Genomic DNA, 17,291 nt, shown 5'->3' with positions numbered 1-17,291 from the left:
TCCCAGATGAAATGATTCCGATGTCCCAGATGGCATCGATTTTTTCTCCGTGTCCTGAGGTTGCGCGTTTTAATTCAGTTGTCAAAATAAATTTTCAAAAAAACGATAAATAATTTGACAGATGTCCGCAAAAGGCGGCTTATTTCGACTGATCCGGGGAGAAGTATTTGGATCACTGGATCTTATGGGGGGATAAAGTTTGGCTAGCGAACTAATTCGGCAGGGCAGATTGGAAGGCAGCGAAGCAGCGCCTTTTGGCTGCGGGCCGCGACTTATGCTGTCGCAAGAAGATACCCGCCCGCTGCGTCAGCAGGTGTTCGAACAGGTGCGTGCGGCAGGGCACATGCCCCGCATGGACGTGGCGCGCACCCTTGATATCAGCCCCGGTTCGGTCACAACGATCACATCCGACCTGATCACGCGCGGCCTGCTGCAAGAGGTCGAGGACAGCCAGCGCGGCACCAGCCGTGGCCGTCCGCCAATCGCCTTGCGTGTGGCCCCGTGCAGCCGGTTTGTGGTCGGGATGAAGCTTTCAGACGAACGCCATACCGCTATCCTGCTGGATCTGGCGGGCACGGTCATCGCCGAGGCGCAGTTGACCAGTGGTGCATTACGCCAAAGCACAGCCGAAGTTTTAGCCGAGGTTTCGACCCTAATTAAGAAGCTTTTGCAGAAAGCCGGGCAAGAGCATGATTCCATCAGTGCCGTCGGGATCGGCCTGCCGGGGATCGTGGATGCAGGTACAGGGGTTGTAAAATGGTCGCCGGTGATGACCGACACCGACATTCCGCTGCGCGAATTGCTGATGGAGCAGTTGGACCTGCCCGTATCGCTGGACAATGACACCAACCTGCTGACGCTTGCCGAATTGTGGTTCGGTGCGGGGCGGGGGACGTCGAATTTTGTTGTTGTTACCATTGAACGCGGCGTTGGCATGGGGCTGGTGTTGAACAACCGGCTGTTCCGCGGCGCGTTGGGCCCGGGGATGGAGCTGGGCCACACCAAGGTGCAGCTGGATGGGGCGCTGTGCCGCTGTGGCCAGCGCGGGTGTCTTGAGGCTTATGTCGCTGATTACGCCCTTGTCCGCGAGGCTGGCACCGCGCTGGACCGCGATCCCAGATCCAACAGTTCTGCGGTGACCATGATCGAGACATTGTACGAGGAAGCAAATGCCGGAAACGAGGCCGCATTGGCCATTTTCCGGCGGGCAGGGCGGTTCCTGAGTGTGGGTTTGGCGAATATCGTCCAGCTGTTTGATCCCGAGCGGATCATCCTGAGCGGCGAGCGGATGCGCTATGACTATTTAACCACCGACGATATGTTAGCCGAGATGAACAGCATGATTCTCCCTGCCGGACGGACGCCAACCCCCGTCGATATTCACGCCTGGGGCGGCTCAGTCTGGGCCAAGGGTGCTGCGGCGCTTGCCTTGTCCGAAGTGACAGATGCGCTGCTGGGGGAAAACGCCGCATGATCTGCCGGCTGTCTATTGTCTGCGTCCTGGCAGCCGGATCATTGCAGGCCGAACCTGTGTTCAGCGATATCACCACCGCGTTGCCCGACCATATGTACACCGGCGGCTGGGAACATTTTGTCGGCGGTGGCGTGTCGGCCTTTGACTGTTCGGCCGATGGTTTGCCCGATCTTGTGGCAGCGGGCGGCACGTCACCGATGATCTTGCTTAGAAACGTCTCTAACGCAGGGGCTATCGCGTTTGATCCGGTCTCTGTATCGGGCGAGCTGACCGGCGTAACGGGGGTCTATCCGGTTGATATTGATGGCGACGGGGTTCTGGATCTGTATGTGATGCGTGTCGGGCCAGACCGTGTGTTGCGCGGCGGGCCTGATTGCGGTTTCACGGATGTTACCGAAAGCTGGGCCATTCCGCAGACCGATCAATGGACAACCGCCTTTACCGCCTGGTGGGACGAAGGCGCGCAGTTTCCCACCTTGGCTGTCGGTCACTATGTTGACCGCGCCAACCCTGACGGCCCGTTTGGCACATGTGATACGCAAACCATCCTGTCCCCAGCCGCCACCGATACGCCAACCTATGCCGCCGAAACGCTTGCGCCCGGATATTGCACCTTGTCGATGCTGGCGGCCCAAGATGCGCGTGGTGTAATGTCGCTGCGCATTTCGAATGATCGGCATTACTATGTTTCCGGCGGGTCGGAACAGGTGTGGGATATCAAGGAGCGCCGCTTTCTGGGTCCTGATGACGGTTTTGCGACCGTGTCACTTTGGGGTATGGGAATTGCCAGCCGTGATCTGACGGGGGACGGTCGGGACGAGCTGATGTTGACGTCGATGGGGGATCAACTGATGCAGATCGCCCAACCGGATGGCACCTATATAAACGCGCCCTACGATATCGGCACCTTTGCGCATAACCCCTATATCAAGGGCGATGGGCGGCCATCGACCGGCTGGCACGCGACGTTTGGTGACGTGAATAACGATGCGCTGCCTGATTTGTTTATCGCAAAGGGCAATGTCGACCAGATGCCCGGGATGGCAATGCGTGACCCCAACAACCTGTTGATCCAAGGCGCAGATGGCCGGTTTGCCGAAGCAGGCGAAACGGCTGGTCTTGCCGATGTGGCGCGGTCCCGTGGGGCGGGTTTGGCCGATTTTGATGGCGACGGTTTGTTGGATTTGGTGGTGGTGAACCGGCGCGCACCGATGCGACTGTATCATAACGTCAGCACAGATTCGGGCAACGCCATCGCGGTGCGGCTTGACGGGGCTGGTGGCAACCGCTTTGCTATAGGCGCGCGGGTCATGATCAACGCGGGCGGATCAGGGCAAAGCCAGCAGGTCACTGTTGGCGGGGGTCATGCGGGCGGCGTGGCCTTGCCGCTGCATTTCGGGATCGGGCGCGCGGAAACGGCCCAGATCACCGTACGCTGGCCCGATGGTACAACAAGCGCGCCCATCACCGCCAAGGCAGGCGAAACAGCCGTGATTGTTCAAGCGGATTAATTCGGGGCACCGCCCACGGGCAAACCGCTGGGCACGTCACGCGGGATGCCAAGCCGGCCATTCAACGCCGTTTCATCATCCAGTGTGCGCAAAAACGAGACTAACATGGCGATATCTGTTGAACTCAGCCCGACAGGCGCGCGGATCAGCGCGGCCTGAAGGATGTTGTCGCGGGCGGTCGGGTCATCCATTTCACGCCAGTCATCGGTGGCAAGCGGGGGCAAGCGCACCGCGCGTCGTTCGTCGGTATCATCAGCATAGGTTTTTGCGGCGGATGCCGGATCAAGGTGATCGTAAAGAAACCTTTCGATCCGGCTGTGGGCACCGGCATGGCCCCACGGCCCGGTCTGCATCACGTTGCGCAAGGACGGTGTGCGAAAGGCAAAAGCATCAGCCGGATCGCCGGTAACTCCTTGGCGGCCCAAATCATGGGCATGGGTCTCGAAGGCCGCTGCCTTGCCGGGGCCAAGCTGCGGTGCACCCATCGCGTGAAATTTATGGTCGGTCTGGAACGGGCCGGAATGGCAGGTGCTGCATCCCGCATCGCCATAAAACAGGTCCAGCCCCTTGGCCGCATCCAAGGGGTAATCCGTCTTGGGATCACGCAGGTAAGCATCGAAAATAGATGTATCCGACCGCCATTCATGGGCAATAAACACTGCTATCGCGTTGGAAATATCGGTAAAGGCAATCTGGTCAGGACTGTCGATATGGTCATAAACGGCTTGGAACCGCTGGGCATAGCCGGGCAGCGCCGCAACCCTGCGCGCCAGAATATCCCAAGCGCCACCTTCACCTGTGATCAGCCCCTGTCGCACGGCCTTGGCCACATCGTTTTCGCGCCCTTGCCCCGCCATTTCATCCGGGCTGAGAACCGGAAACATGGTTTGCGCCGACAAAAGCGAGGCAAAGCCCTCCAGCATGTCGTCGTCCAGCGGGGTGCGAAACCCCGAGGTCATGGCCGCGTCAACTTCGATCCGGCCATCATGGAACAGAACGGTGAATTCCGATGCACCAAGGTTGAACAAAGCGGGCGAATTGCGGGGAATCCGGTGCTCTGGCAGGTTGTCAGGATCACCGCGCCGCTCAAGCCCCAGACCAACGCCGCCTTCGCCCAAGCCCAGCGATACCCCGTCACTGGTGGCGAAATCCGGGTGGTGGCAGGTTGCACAGGCGATGTTCTTATTGCCTGAGAGAACCGGATCATAGAACAGCAATTGCCCCAATATCGCTTCGTCCAAGTTCACAGGATCAAACGCTGATGCCGGTACAGGTTCAGGCAAGGGGCCGGCCAAAGCGGCAACCGCGCTGAAGGCAAACAGAACAGGGGATGAACGACGTAAAATCATGGGGACAACATTGCGCAATTTTTCCGTCTCAACAAGGCTGGTGATCCCAATTTTGCAGGGCCTTGGCAACACGTTCCAAGCCGACTTGCAAATTGACCGCAGCACCGCCGCCGACACCCAGTCTGATGTGGTTCGGCTGGTCATAGGCGCTGCCCGGCAGCAGGAACGTGCGATACGGGTCCGCCAAAAGGGTGCGGGCAAATAGATCGCTGTCAATACCATCAGGTAGACGTGCCAGCCCGATCAGCCCCGCACGCGGCGATACCCAAGAAAGCCCGTCCTGCGCCTCCACCCAAGCGTTCATCTGGGCAAGGTTTGCGCGGCCTTCTGCTCTGGCCTTGTGCATGGCTGCGCCAAAGCGGTCGGGCCGCAGGGCAATTTCGGCAATGACTTCGCCCATGATGTTCATGATCTCGGATGAATTTTCACGTAAAATAACCGCGTCCATGATCATCTGGGGATCGGGGCAAATCATCCAGCCCGTGCGCAACCCCTGAAGCCCCAACGCCTTTGAGACAGATCCGGTGGTGATCCCACGCTGATACCTACCGGCGACAGACGGTGCGCGGGGGCCATCCCATTCTAGCCCTGCGTACACTTCGTCGATCAGCAACCACGCCCCGACCGGATCGGCGATGCGCACCAGCCGGGCAATTTCGTCTGAAGACAGCAGATCGCCGGTGGGATTGTTCGGATTGGTGAGAAAGATCATCTTGGTCCGGTCGTTTACCACATCGGCAATCTGGTCGATGGGCAGTCGCCAGCCGTCCGCCTCGCGCCGTTCGATCCGCGTGATTCTGGCCCCGATCGCCTTGGCCAGCACCTCGGCTTGCGGCCAGCCGGGTGTTTCGATCACGATCTCGTCGCCGGGTTGAAGCGTTTGCATGATTGCGAGGTAATTCGCCTCGGCTGCCCCGGCGGTAATCAGGACATCGGCGGGGGTGCAAATGCCCGTCAGTCCCGCTTGGGCCAAGACATGATCGCGCAGTTCCGGCAGGCCGCGAAAGTCGCGGTTGTTCCAATCCAGCGATTGTTCGGGGTTCAGGTCGGCCAGATAATCCCCCAGCTTGGGTGACCCTGACAGCGAAAAGCCGACAATCGCCTCGGGGGCGGCATCGGTGGTTTCCAGCAGATACTGGAACAGGGTGTGTATCTTGACTTTCATGACGCGCCTTGGGCTAACATGCCCGCGATAGGGGCCGGATATATGAATATGCAAGTTTCGTTGAAAGGCAAACCGATCCGTCTGGCGGTGCTGGATTACGGGTTATTCCGCGTGCATTCAGGGCCCCGTGATGTCGGGATCTGTGGGTACGTCATCCAGACGGACGCAGGGGAAACCGTCTTGATAGACACTGGTTTTCCGCAAAAATATGCGAAGGATGCAGATGCAGCCACGGCTCAGGACAGCCTGGGTGGCTTTGGTCAGGTTTTGTCAGTGACCGCCGACAACATGCCCGGGCCGCAATTGGCCAAACTGGGCTTGTCCAAAGGTGATGTGACGCTGATGATCCAAAGCCATACGCATATCGATCATGTGGGCGATATGGGCGGCTATCCCCAAGCACCAATTCTGATCGCCGCAGCCGAGCGCGCGTTGCCACGGCCACTTTATTGGTCCGGCAAACAGGCGATGGAGTGGCCGGATGCCGATTACGCACTGGTCACGCAGGATTTCGCGCTGGGGGATGGGTTTGACGTGCTGCTGTGCCCCGGACATGCGCCGGGTCAGTTGGCGTTTATGCTGCGGCTTCCACAAACCGGCTGGGTGTTGCTGACGTCAGACGCGATCAGCCGCGCGTCCGAGATTGACGAGAAATTCGCGGGATCATGGGATGTTGATCTTGCCATCCATCATGGTGATCGGTTGATGCAGATGGCGGCCGAGCGGGATGCCCTTATCATCTTTGGCCACAGCCCCGAAGACTGGCCCATATTAAAAAAGGCACCGCATTGGTTTCCGTGACTTTGCGTCAACGTCACAAAAAACCTTTTGCGACTGAAAATTTCTGACTAGGCTTCGCTCCAAGGCCGTAATCATCGGTCAAATACAACTGTGGGAGATATCAAATGGGAAAAAGAGACGAATGGATCGCGAAATACGCGGATGATCTGACAAATAAATGCGGCATGACGCCGGATATGGCTTTGCTGACCAAAGTTACAATTGGCTGCGGACCGTCAATCTACAACGCGGATGCGCAAACAGTGGCCGGATCGCAAGCAAGCGAACTTGAGCTGGTTAAGAATAACTTTCTTATCAAAAAGCTGGGCATGGAAGACGGCCCCGAGCTGATGGAAGCGATCAATAAAGTGATCGAAGTATACGGCAAATCAGAGCGCAACAAATACCGCGCGGTGATTTATTATATGCTGACCAAGCATTTCGGCAAAGAATCCGTCTACGGTTAAGCCCGGACAGATTACGAAACCAAGACCAAGTCATAGGCGCCCGGTTGGTTAATCGGGCGTTTATGTATTGTAAGGCCTTTTAAACATTAGATTCTTGCGCCGACGCAGTTGCGGCTGTATCCAAACCAAGTCGGCCAGGATGGCCAGAACAAATTTCGATACACACGAGGTGGCCTTTCGGGGGACGTGTGGGGTGAGAAAGGGTTCTGGCGGGGTGCCGGAACCCTTTTACAAATCACGCTTCCGTATCGCCCATCGCGCAAATCTGCTGCCACTGCTGATCCGTAACAGGCTGCACTGACAAACGCGGGCTTGTGACCAATGGCATATCGTCAAACCTGTCATCTGATTTGATCTGATCCAGCGTAACGGGCTTTTTGAACGGTCGCACGGCTTTGATATCGACGCATTCCCAACGCTCATCGTCGGTTGAACTGTCCTGATGCGCCTCGGCGCACACCTCTACGATGCCGACAATCGCGCGTTCGCCTTGGGAATGGTAAAAAAATCCACGATCCCCCAACGCCATCTCGCGCATGAAATTCCGCGCCTGATAGTTGCGTACGCCGTCCCATTCTTCGCCCTCGGCACCTTTGGCGACCTGGTCATCCCAGCCCCAGGTCGATGGTTCGGATTTGAATAGCCAAAACGCCATCAGCCGATGACCCTGTTCCAAGCGATTAATTGCACATCCGCGAACAGACCGGCCTTGGCATAGGGGTCATTGTCGGCCCAGCTTTGCGCGGCAGCCATATCTGCCACATCCAAGATCACCAGCGATCCACACATTTGGCCGTCAGCATCCAGCAAAGGGCCGGCCTGCGCAACGCATCCGGTCGATTTCAGATAGTCGACATGGGCGGGACGGTTTTCCTGACGCAAGGGCAGTGCACCGGGTTTGTCGTGGGCGAATAGGGCAACAAACATGTTATTCTTCCTTTAGCGGACGGTTCAAAAGCGCTTTCATGGCGCTGGGCACATCTAATCTATTCTCGACCAACCCTGCAACGGCTGCGGTGATCGGCAGGTCAAGACCGCGTTCACGGGCAAGCGTATCAACGGCGCGCGCGGTGGCAGCCCCTTCGACGGTTGTTGTGCTGTCAAAGGGCTGCTTTTCGCCAAAGGCCAGCCCCAGCCGGTAATTCCGCGATTGGGTCGATGTGCAGGTCAGCACAAGGTCACCAAACCCCGATAGCCCTACCAAGGTATCCGGCTTGGCGTTCAGGTGTTCGGCCAGCCGTTGCATTTCGGCAAAGCCCCGCGTCATCACAGCGGCACGCGCGCTTTCCCCCAAACCGGCACCGATCGCGGCACCACAGGCGATGGCGACCACGTTTTTCAATGCGCCCCCCAGTTCGGCACCGATTGTGTCAGTGGTCCGGTAAAGCCGCAGGTTATTGGTGGTCAAAGCGGTCTGGAGCATTTTACCCACATTCGCATCCGCACAGGCGAGGGTCAGTGCAGTGGGCAGGCCGCGCGCGATATCAGCGCCAAAGCTGGGGCCTGTCAGAATGGAAGGCACCGCATCGGGCAGCGTTTCGCGGATCACTGCGATCGGCCCCAGCCCGGTTTCCAGTTCGATCCCCTTGCAACACGCGACGATGTTCTTGCCGTTCAAATAGCCGGCGTTCTGGGTCAGAAATCCGCGCAGTTTTTGCATGGGGACCGTCACCAGCAGGATATCGGCCTTGGTCGCGTCCTCGATCATATCGGTCACAAACAGCGGGTCGGGAAAGGGGCAGCCCGGCAGCCGTTTGGCATTTTCACGCACCAGCGCCATGTCACCACTGTCACGCGCCCAAAGCGAAACAGGCCCTTTATGCGCCAGTGAAATCGCCAGCGCGGTCCCAAAGGCACCGGCACCAAGAACTGCAATGCTCATGCTTTTGCTCCCTTTTTTCCGCTGCCCAACATTGACGGTTGGTTGGTGTCCAGCGGCCATCTTGGCCGTGCGGATAACGTCAGATCATCCGGCCCGCGCAGGCTGCTTTGCTCTGCTGCGGCAAAGGCGATCATGGCGGCGTTATCTGTGCACAAGGCCAGCGGGGGCGCGACAAACAGGGCACCATATTCGTCTGAAACAGTCTCTAACCCAGCGCGAATGGCCAGATTCGCCGCAACCCCGCCTGCAACACACAAGGCAGGCTCGGCAGGGTCGTGATCCATATAGGCCTTCATCGCGCGTCGCGTCTTTTCCGCCAGTACATCAACGACAGCGGCTTGAAATCCGGCGGCAAGGTCGGCTTGATCCTGAACGGTAAGCCCGCCTTTTTCGGCAATAACCTTGTCACGGGCCCGCAGAACAGCCGTTTTCAAACCGGAAAACGACATATCGCAATCGGGACGGTCCAGCAGGGGCCGGGGCAGCGCAAAGCGTTTGGCATCGCCGGTCAAAGCGGCCTGTTCGATGGCAGGCCCGCCCGGTTGCGGCAGTGATATCAGCCGCGCAACCTTGTCAAATGCCTCGCCCGGGGCATCGTCAATCGTGCCGCCAAGCCGTTGAAACCGGTCCGGCCCGTGCACCAGCAGAAACTGGCAGTGGCCGCCCGATACCAAAAGCATCAGGAAAGGATAGGCGACATGATCGGTCAGGCGCGGCGTCAGGGCGTGACCCGCCAGATGGTTCACCCCGTAAAGCGGCTTGCCCGTTGCGGCCGATAACCCCTTGGCACACATGACCCCTGACAGCACACCGCCGATCAGACCGGGGCCAGCCGTCACGGCGATCGCATCAACATCACCCAATGTTAGAGCCGCTTTTTTCAGGGCTTCTTCTACGCAAAGGTCCAGCTTTTCGGCGTGCGCGCGGGCGGCGATTTCAGGAACGACACCACCAAAAGCGGCGTGAAGATCCGTTTGGCCCACAACAACCGACGACAAAACAACCCCGTTTTCACCGGGTGTATGACGTACTATTGCGGCAGCGGTATCGTCGCAGCTGCTTTCCAATCCAAGAACAATCATGGCCGTTTCCGTTGCAAGGGTGTTCCGGGCCAAGTAACACCTTGGGACAGACGGAACAATCCTTGGGGTGCCTTGGCCGAATGACATTGCCTGTGCTGATCATGACCCGCCCTGCGCTTGCGTCCCAGCGGTTTGTTGACGCGATCAAGCCTGAGGTGCTGGCAAAGCTGGCGCTGATTACCAGCCCCTTGCTGAAAATTATGCCGACAGATGCGGTCGTGGACCTGACGCGTTATCGCGGGGTGATTTTCACTTCGGCAAACGGGGTCGATCATGCGGGGAACGGTGATGGTTTTCCGGGCTATTGCGTCGGTGCCCGCACGGCCGAGGCCGCAAGGCAGCGCGGCTGGAATGCCAGCGTTTTGGGTCAAAATGCAGATGAATTGATTGAAAACCTGATCAAAGCCCCGCCCCCGGCCCCTTTGCTGCATATCGGCGGCGTCCACCAGCGCGGGGATATCGCTGCGCGATTGACAGCTGCGGGGGTGCAAACGGATGTTGTTGCCGTGTACGATCAACAGCTTTTGCCGCTCTCGATGGCTGCACAAACCGCGCTTGCCGCTGGAATCCCCTGTATCGTGCCGCTGTTCTCGCCCAGAACGGCGACGCAGTTCGTTGCTGACTGCGCAAACTTACACAAAGCCGTGGTGATTGCGCTAAGCGATGCTGTGGCAAAGCCGCTTGCGCAGTCCGACATCGGTAAACTTGTGGTTGCCGACTGCCCTAACGCCGCATCCATGCATATTGCGCTTGAAACTGCCGTAGATTGGGCCACGTTACCTTGAAGACCAACCTGATTGCCGTCTAAGGTTGAGGATATTGCCTGACAAACAGTCAGAATCGGAAAGGTTTCAAGCGTGGCGAAAGCGAAAACTCCAACCACTGGCGGCGACAAGCCCACGGAAAATACGGCCTCGCGTGCGTCCTCTGCCGCGGCCAAGCCGAAACCCGTGCGTAAAACGCCAGCCAGAACAACGAAACCCGCTGAGAAGGCTGATCAAGTGAAAAAGCCGACCCAGCCTGCACCCGCGACGCCGGCACCCACTGCCGCCGCGAAGGCACCCAAAGATCCAACGACATCTTCGACGCCGGATGTGCCCAAGATGGACAGCGCAAAGCCTGCTATCGCACCCGAAACCTCAGCCAAGGCCGAAACCGTCGATAAACCGGTTGAGAAAAAGGCCGAACCTGCAAAGCCGGCAACCGAGCCTGTGAAAACAGCCAGCACCGCATCTGTGTCGTCCCCGCCTGCTGCGCCCAAGGTAGAACCCGAAAAATCCAGAAGCGTGTTTTTTCCGATGGTTCTGGGGGGGATCGTTGCCGGTGCCATCGGGTTTGCCGCAGCAGAGCTGAACGTTTTGGGGCTGCGTTCTGAGGATGCAGCACCAGCCACATTTACGCAGGACCTTGCCGCACAAGAGGCGCGGATCGCCAAGCTTGAGCAAGCAAGCGCAGCGCCTGCTGCTGCCCCCGCAGATATGTCCGGAATTGAAGCCGCGATCGCGGATTTGTCCGCCCGTGTAGACGAGATTGCCAGCCGTCCAGCCCCAAGCGCGGGTGATGGCCCACAAATCGACACATCAGGGTTCGAGGCCGAACTGGCCGGGCTCAAGTCTTCGGTTGAAACCCAACGTGACGAAATCGCGAAGCTTTTGGAGAACGCGCTGAGCGTGGAGGAAGCAACAGAAAAAGCCGCGAAGGCCGCAGCAGCACAATCGGCCCTTGCCCGGATCGTTGCGGCGATCAGCACCGGCCAGCCGTTTGCGGATGAACTTGCCGAATTGCAGGCCAACGGTATCAACGATCTGCCCACCGTTCTGGCAGAAGCCGCCGAAACGGGCGTTGTGACCAGTGCGAATTTGCAAGACCGTTTCCCCGATGCCGCGCGGGCATCCTTGGCGGTTGCGCGTGCAGAAGAGCCTGCGGGTGCCACTGGCGGCTTGGGCAATTTCTTGAAAAACCAGCTTGGGGCGCGATCTGTTATCCCGCGCGAAGGCAATGACCCCGACGCAATCTTGTCGCGTGCCGAAGCGGCGATGCGCGAAGGGCAACTGGCACAAGCATTGACCGAAATCGACGCCCTGCCCGACAGCGCCAAGGCGCCATTGGCCGACTGGATCGCGGATGCGCAAGCCCGTCAGGCAGCGCAAGATGCCGTAGACACCCTGACGCAACGCCTGACGGCAAATTAAGGAAACTGATATGCTTTGGTCATTGATTAAGATCGTTGTGTTTGTTGCGGCCATTGCCGCCTTGGCATGGGGTGCCGGTTTCCTGCTGGAAAGCTCGGGCGGATTGCAGGTGACCGTCATGGGGACGGAATTCAACTTTGGGCCGCTGCAATCTGTTATCGCGATTATTCTGTTGGTTATCGCAGTTTGGGTGTTGCTCAAGGTGATCGCGCTTTTGGTGGCGATCTGGCACTTCCTGAATGGCGATGAGACCGCGTTGTCGCGCTATTTTGATCGCAACCGCGAAAGAAAAGGTTACGAGGCCCTGTCCGAAGGGTTGATGGCGCTGGCCAGTGGCGAGGGCCGGTTGGCGTTGGCCAAGGCCGCCAAAGCGGACAAATATCTGGAAAAGCCTGAACTGACCAATCTGCTGATTGCCCAAGCCGCCGAAATGGCCGGCGACCGCCGTTTGGCCGAAGAATCCTATCGCAAGATGGTGGAAAATACATCGACCCGTTTTGTGGGCATACGCGGCATCATGAAGCAAAAATTGGCCGATGGTGACACGGACACAGCGCTGATGCTGGCAAAGAAAGCCTTTGCATTGAAGCCAAAGCACGAAGAAACCGGCGATGTTTTGCTAAAGCTTCAGGCTGAAAAAGAAGACTGGAAGGGTGCACGCGAAACGCTGAACACCAAGTTGAAAAATGGCCAGTTGCCGCGCGATGTTCACAAACGCCGCGATGCCGTTCTGGCCTTGTCCGAAGCAAAAGACATCATCAGCGACGGCAGCAGCATCGAAGCGCGCGAAGCGGCGATCGAAGCGAACCGTTTGTCGCCTGACCTGATCCCGGCGGCCGTGATGGCGGCGCATGGTTTTATCGATCAAGGCAAACCCAAATACGCCGCCCGTCTGCTGAAAAAGGCATGGAGCGTTCAACCGCACCCCGATCTGGCCGCAGCCTTTGCCGCAATTGCACCAAACGAGAGCCCGAGCGAACGGTTGAAACGGTTCACGGCGCTGACCAAAGCGCAGCCGGATCATGCTGAAACCAAGATGTTGCTTGCTGAACTGAACATCGCCAACGAAGATTTCCCGCAAGCGCGGCGGTCTTTGGGTGATCTGGTTGAAACCGATCCGACAGCGCGGTCCGTCACTTTGATGGCTGCGATTGAGCGGGGAGAGGGCGCGTCTGATACTGTCGTCAAAGGCTGGCTTGCCCGCGCGCTGACCGTATCGCGTGGCCCGCAGTGGATTTGTGACAACTGCCAGCATATCCACGCTGCATGGGCACCGACCTGTGAAAACTGCCACAGCTTTGATACGCTGGCGTGGAAAACACCGCCCATGTCCGAAGTCGCGATGCCGGGCGGGTTGCAAATGCTGCCGCTGATCGTAGGCGCAATCGAAGATAATTCAGGTGCGGATGCGCAAGCACCCGTTGCAACGCGGGCTGATATTGAGGACGCCGAATTGATCGACGACCCTGTTGATGCCGAGCAAGATAAGAAACAGCCGGATACCCCTGCGGAAAAGTAACCGCCGGACTGCACAAATCGTCAGACCGATGCCAGCGTACCCCGTTGGCGTCGGTCTTTGTTTTTGTGACGCAGGCGCTTTGATCAGCGCCCCCTGTTCAATGCATCCCCCGAAGGCCTATATAGTGGGTAACCCTTTCGGTTAGGATGTTTGAAATGGCGCGGGACGAAATACAAACACTGTCGGTAAGCGGTATGACCTGCGGAGGCTGTGCCGCGCGGGTCGACAAGGCCTTGCGGGCCGTGCCCGGTGTGACCGAGGTCAGTGTGAACCTTGCGGACGACACGGCGATGGTAACCCATGCCAAGGGCGCGGTAACGATCCAAACCCTTGCCAAAGCATCGACAGATGCGGGCTATCCCGCCGTGGCCGCGACCAAAACCACAACGCAAGACCACGCCATCCACAAACGCGAAGAGGCAGAGGAAGTCGGGCGCGCCTTCTATGTTGCTGCGGCGCTGGCGTTGCCGGTAGTTATCCTGGCGATGGGGGCTCATATGGTCCCTGGGATGCACAGGTTGATCGCTGGCACAATCGGCCATCAGGGCAGTTGGCTGATCCAGTTTGTCCTTACCACGGTTCTGATCCTTGGTCCCGGCCGCAGGTTCTATTCATTGGGCATACCGGCCTTTCTGCGCGGCGCACCTGACATGAGCAGTCTGGTTGCCTTGGGCACGGGGGCTGCGTTTTCTTATTCGACCGTCGCGCTGTTTTTGCCGCAACTTTTGCCGGCCACCGCCCGCGAGGTCTATTTCGAAGCCGCCGCCGCAATCATCGCGCTGATCTTGCTGGGCCGCTGGCTCGAGGCGCGCGCAAAGGGCCGGACAGGTGCCGCGATCCAAAAACTGATGGGGCTGCAACCCAATACGGCGCGGGTCAAACGCGGGGCAGATTGGGTTGATGTGGATATTTCGACCCTGAAAGTCGGTGATGAAATATTGATCCGTCCGGGTGAACGCTTGCCGACTGATGCTAAGATCCTGAGCGGCGATTCCGGCATCGACGAAAGCATGATCACCGGCGAACCGATGCCGCAACGCAAAACGGCTGGGGATCCTGTGACCGGTGGTACCGTAAATGGTACAGGCAGTCTGACATGCCGCGTGACGTCGGTTGGGGATGATACGACGCTGGCGCAGATCATTCGTATGGTTCAGCAAGCCCAAGGCGCGCGGTTGCCGATCCAGGGGTTGGTTGACAGGGTTACGCTTTGGTTTGTGCCTGCCGTTCTGGGGATCGCGCTGCTGACGGTCGCCATCTGGGCATTTTTCGGGCCTTCGCCGGTGTTGTCCCATGCGCTTGTTGCGGGGGTGTCGGTGCTGATTATCGCCTGCCCCTGTGCAATGGGTCTGGCCACACCGACATCCATTATGGTGGGCACTGGCCGTGCGGCTGAAATGGGCGTGTTGTTCCGCAAGGGCGACGCGCTGCAAGCCTTAAGTGGCGTTGATATCGTGGCGTTTGATAAAACCGGTACCCTGACCCAGGGCCACCCGGCGCTGACCGCCCTGATCCCTGCGCAAGGCCGGTCGCGCGACAGCCTGTTGGCGCAGGTTGCGGCAGTGGAAATTCTGTCGGAACACCCGATCGCAAGCGCGATTACCGCCGCCGCAAAACACATGACACTGCCCGAAGCCACAGGGTTTCAGGCGATTAATGGCCAAGGGGTCACCGCATCAGTAAATGGTCAGGACATTCACATCGGGAATGCGCGGCTGATGGAGGAGCTGAATGTTGATACATCATCCTTCGTGACCGAATTCGACACCCGCGCAGCACAGGGTGAAACCGTGTTTTATGTCTCTGTTGCGGGGAAAATTGCAGGTTTGGTCGCAATTTCCGATCCGATCAAACCCGATAGCAAAGCCACGATTGCAGCGCTTCACCAACGCGGCATTCAGGTCGCGATGATTACCGGCGATGACCCCAAAACAGCCCATAGCGTGGCAGCGACCCTTGGCATTGACCACGTCGTTGCGGGCGTTCTGCCTGATGGTAAAATCGATGCGCTGGACAAGCTGCGCGGATCGGACAAAAAGATCGCCTTTGTCGGGGATGGCATCAATGACGCCCCTGCCTTGGCCCATGCGGATGTCGGGATCGCCATTGGCACCGGCACCGATGTCGCGATTGAATCCGCCGATGTGGTGTTGATGTCCGGCAGTCTGACCGGCGTAAACAGCGCCATTGCCGTGTCCCATGAAACCTTGCGCAATATCCGCCAGAACCTGTTCTGGGCGTTCGGCTATAACGTGGCGTTGATCCCCGTTGCCGCAGGTGTGCTGTATCCGGTGTTCGGGATTTTGCTGTCACCGATCCTTGCCGCGTCGGCCATGGCGTTTTCGTCGGTGTTTGTGCTGACCAACGCTCTGCGGTTGCGGCGCATAAATGTAAAGGTTTGATCCTTAACGGATGACGCCGGAAAAATTGGGCGCTATCCCAGACATGTAATCTTCAGAAAGGGCACGCACATGACGTCTGAAACCTATGCATTTGAGCCGCCAAAACAGGCAAGTCTTGCGATCAAAGGATCAGACGCACGGTTTCCCGTACGCCGTATCTTTTGCGTTGGCCGGAATTACGAGGCCCATGCGATCGAAATGGGCAAAGACCCGACACGCGAGGCCCCCTTCTTTTTCACGAAACCCGCTGACGCGGCGATTGATACGCCTTGCACCATCCCCTATCCGCCACTGACCGAAAACCTGCATTACGAGATCGAATTGATCATCGCGATTGGCAAGGGCGGCGCTGATATCGCCGAGGAAGACGTGATGGATCACGTCTGGGGGGCATCGGTCGGCATCGACCTGACCCGCCGTGATTTGCAGAACGAGGCCAAAACGATGGGCCGCCCGTGGGATTGGGGTAAAGCGTTTGATTATTCGGCCCCCATCGCGCCGATTGTCCCGATTGCCGATGTGCCTTCTGTTGAAAACGGGCGCATCTGGCTGGCCGTGAACGGCGAGACGAAACAAGACGCCGATCTGGCCGATCTGATCTGGTCTGTGCGTGAACATGTGGCGACCCTGTCGCGCGCGATGACGTTGGCCCCCGGTGATATCATCATGACCGGCACACCGGCCGGTGTTGGTGCAATCGTAGCGGGCGATGTTGTCACGGGCGGCGTTGAGGGCATTGGCACGCTCGAGGTCACCATAGGCCCACGAGCATGACGGGTTTTGCGCTGCATAACTATTTCCGCAGCTCTACCTCGGTACGGGTGCGGGCGGCGCTGAACCTCAAGGGGTTGGAATACGACTATATCCCGCTGTCTTTGCTCAAGGGCGAACAGGCCAGCCCCGAACATCTGGCGCTGAACCCCTCGGGCCTCGTCCCCACTTTGGTCACACCGCAGGGTGCATTACCGCAATCGCTCGCTATTCTCGAGTGGCTGGACGAGTCGCATCCGGAGCCACCGCTGCTGCCTTCCGACCCTTGGGGCCGTGCGCGGGTGCGCAGCCTTGCGCATATTGTCGCATTGGACATCCATCCGGTGAACAATCTGCGCATCCTCAAACATCTTGAGACAGAGTTTGGGGTGGATGCCCAAGGCAAGGCCGCGTGGTTCCGCAAATGGGCAAGTGCGGGCCTTGAGGCATTAGAAAAGCGGTTGGCATCGGAACCGGAAACAGGCGATTTTTGTCATGAAAACAAGGTGGGTCTTGCCGATCTCTGCCTCTATGCGCAAGTGCTCAATAACGTGCGGTTCGAGGTGGATATGACACCCTTCCCGACGATCCGGCGGATCCACGAGAACTGCATGGCGATCCCCGCTTTGGTGCAGGCATCACCGCCCAACCAGCCCGATGCCGGCTGAAACCTGCCCATTGGTCGATATTGACTAGTGCCGTTGCGCGCTATCTTAAT

General features: G+C 58.5%; 16 protein-coding genes. 10 read left to right on the top strand and 6 right to left on the bottom strand.

Annotated elements, in window-relative coordinates; translation table 11 throughout:
- The first annotated feature begins 274 nt into the window (after positions 1-274).
- Positions 275-1,474 (top strand): ROK family protein, encoded by a 1,200-nt coding sequence (locus ACSQ13_RS16440; RefSeq protein ID WP_176250353.1) that lies wholly within the window; start codon positions 275-277, stop codon positions 1,472-1,474.
- A complete protein-coding gene (locus tag ACSQ13_RS16435) occupies positions 1,471-2,985 on the top strand; it encodes a CRTAC1 family protein (RefSeq protein WP_295508093.1) in 1,515 nt (504 codons plus the stop codon). Before ACSQ13_RS16440 ends, ACSQ13_RS16435 begins: the two co-directional genes overlap by 4 nt.
- On the opposite strand, the gene ACSQ13_RS16430 is transcribed toward ACSQ13_RS16435, so the two are convergent.
- Both ACSQ13_RS16430 and ACSQ13_RS16425 read right to left on the bottom strand, forming a co-directional pair.
- Positions 2,982-4,334 (bottom strand): cytochrome-c peroxidase, encoded by a 1,353-nt coding sequence (locus ACSQ13_RS16430; protein ID WP_295508091.1) that lies wholly within the window; start codon positions 4,332-4,334, stop codon positions 2,982-2,984. The genes ACSQ13_RS16435 and ACSQ13_RS16430 overlap by 4 nt on opposite strands.
- A gap of 28 nt (positions 4,335-4,362) precedes the next feature.
- A complete protein-coding gene (locus tag ACSQ13_RS16425; RefSeq protein ID WP_295508089.1) occupies positions 4,363-5,499 on the bottom strand; it encodes a pyridoxal phosphate-dependent aminotransferase in 1,137 nt (378 codons plus the stop codon).
- A gap of 42 nt (positions 5,500-5,541) precedes the next feature.
- Here ACSQ13_RS16425 and ACSQ13_RS16420 point away from each other — a divergent pair, with 42 nt between their 5' ends.
- Both ACSQ13_RS16420 and ACSQ13_RS16415 read left to right on the top strand, forming a co-directional pair.
- The gene (locus ACSQ13_RS16420; RefSeq protein ID WP_295508087.1) at positions 5,542-6,300 is read left to right on the top strand and encodes an MBL fold metallo-hydrolase; all 759 of its coding nucleotides are present in this window, start codon (positions 5,542-5,544) and stop codon (positions 6,298-6,300) included.
- Positions 6,301-6,404: 104 nt separating this feature from the next.
- The gene (locus tag ACSQ13_RS16415) at positions 6,405-6,746 is read left to right on the top strand and encodes a DUF2853 family protein (RefSeq protein WP_295508085.1); all 342 of its coding nucleotides are present in this window, start codon (positions 6,405-6,407) and stop codon (positions 6,744-6,746) included.
- Positions 6,747-6,981: 235 nt separating this feature from the next.
- Here ACSQ13_RS16415 and ACSQ13_RS16410 read toward each other — a convergent pair whose 3' ends face one another.
- The 4 genes from ACSQ13_RS16410 to tsaD are packed head-to-tail and all read right to left on the bottom strand — an operon-like array spanning position 6,982 to position 9,710.
- Entirely contained in the window at positions 6,982-7,401 is a 420-nt protein-coding gene (locus ACSQ13_RS16410; RefSeq protein WP_295508083.1) for an EVE domain-containing protein, read from the bottom strand.
- A complete protein-coding gene (locus ACSQ13_RS16405) occupies positions 7,401-7,673 on the bottom strand; it encodes a YciI family protein (RefSeq protein WP_295508081.1) in 273 nt (90 codons plus the stop codon). The genes ACSQ13_RS16410 and ACSQ13_RS16405 overlap by 1 nt, the downstream gene beginning before the upstream one ends.
- Before the next feature lies 1 nt (position 7,674).
- The gene (locus tag ACSQ13_RS16400; protein WP_176250361.1) at positions 7,675-8,628 is read right to left on the bottom strand and encodes an NAD(P)H-dependent glycerol-3-phosphate dehydrogenase; all 954 of its coding nucleotides are present in this window, start codon (positions 8,626-8,628) and stop codon (positions 7,675-7,677) included.
- Complete coding sequence (tsaD, locus tag ACSQ13_RS16395) at positions 8,625-9,710, bottom strand: tRNA (adenosine(37)-N6)-threonylcarbamoyltransferase complex transferase subunit TsaD (protein WP_176250362.1); 1,086 nt, start codon at positions 9,708-9,710, stop codon at positions 8,625-8,627. The genes ACSQ13_RS16400 and tsaD overlap by 4 nt, the downstream gene beginning before the upstream one ends.
- Before the next feature lie 80 nt (positions 9,711-9,790).
- Here tsaD and ACSQ13_RS16390 point away from each other — a divergent pair, with 80 nt between their 5' ends.
- From ACSQ13_RS16390 to maiA, 6 genes are all read left to right on the top strand, one after another.
- On the top strand, positions 9,791-10,495 hold the full coding sequence (locus ACSQ13_RS16390; protein WP_295508078.1) for a uroporphyrinogen-III synthase: 705 nt from the start codon (positions 9,791-9,793) through the stop codon (positions 10,493-10,495).
- A 216-nt stretch (positions 10,496-10,711) separates the two neighbouring features.
- Entirely contained in the window at positions 10,712-11,902 is a 1,191-nt protein-coding gene (locus ACSQ13_RS16385) for a COG4223 family protein (RefSeq protein WP_255200196.1), read from the top strand.
- A gap of 10 nt (positions 11,903-11,912) precedes the next feature.
- Positions 11,913-13,421, top strand: a complete 1,509-nt coding sequence (locus tag ACSQ13_RS16380) for a heme biosynthesis protein HemY (RefSeq protein WP_295508076.1) — start codon at positions 11,913-11,915, stop codon at positions 13,419-13,421.
- Positions 13,422-13,576: 155 nt separating this feature from the next.
- Positions 13,577-15,823, top strand: a complete 2,247-nt coding sequence (locus tag ACSQ13_RS16375) for a heavy metal translocating P-type ATPase (protein WP_295508073.1) — start codon at positions 13,577-13,579, stop codon at positions 15,821-15,823.
- 69 nt (positions 15,824-15,892) lie between these two features.
- A complete protein-coding gene (locus ACSQ13_RS16370) occupies positions 15,893-16,597 on the top strand; it encodes a fumarylacetoacetate hydrolase family protein (RefSeq protein WP_295508069.1) in 705 nt (234 codons plus the stop codon).
- On the top strand, positions 16,594-17,241 hold the full coding sequence (gene maiA / locus ACSQ13_RS16365; RefSeq protein ID WP_295508066.1) for a maleylacetoacetate isomerase: 648 nt from the start codon (positions 16,594-16,596) through the stop codon (positions 17,239-17,241). The genes ACSQ13_RS16370 and maiA overlap by 4 nt, the downstream gene beginning before the upstream one ends.
- The last annotated feature ends 50 nt before the right edge of the window (positions 17,242-17,291 follow it).

This window comes from Sulfitobacter sp. SH22, from assembly GCF_965641905.1.
In the GTDB taxonomy this organism is placed as follows: Bacteria; Pseudomonadota; Alphaproteobacteria; order Rhodobacterales; family Rhodobacteraceae; genus Sulfitobacter.
The sequence above is the reverse complement of the archived record's forward strand: the minus strand, read 5'-3'. Positions and strand labels throughout refer to the sequence as shown.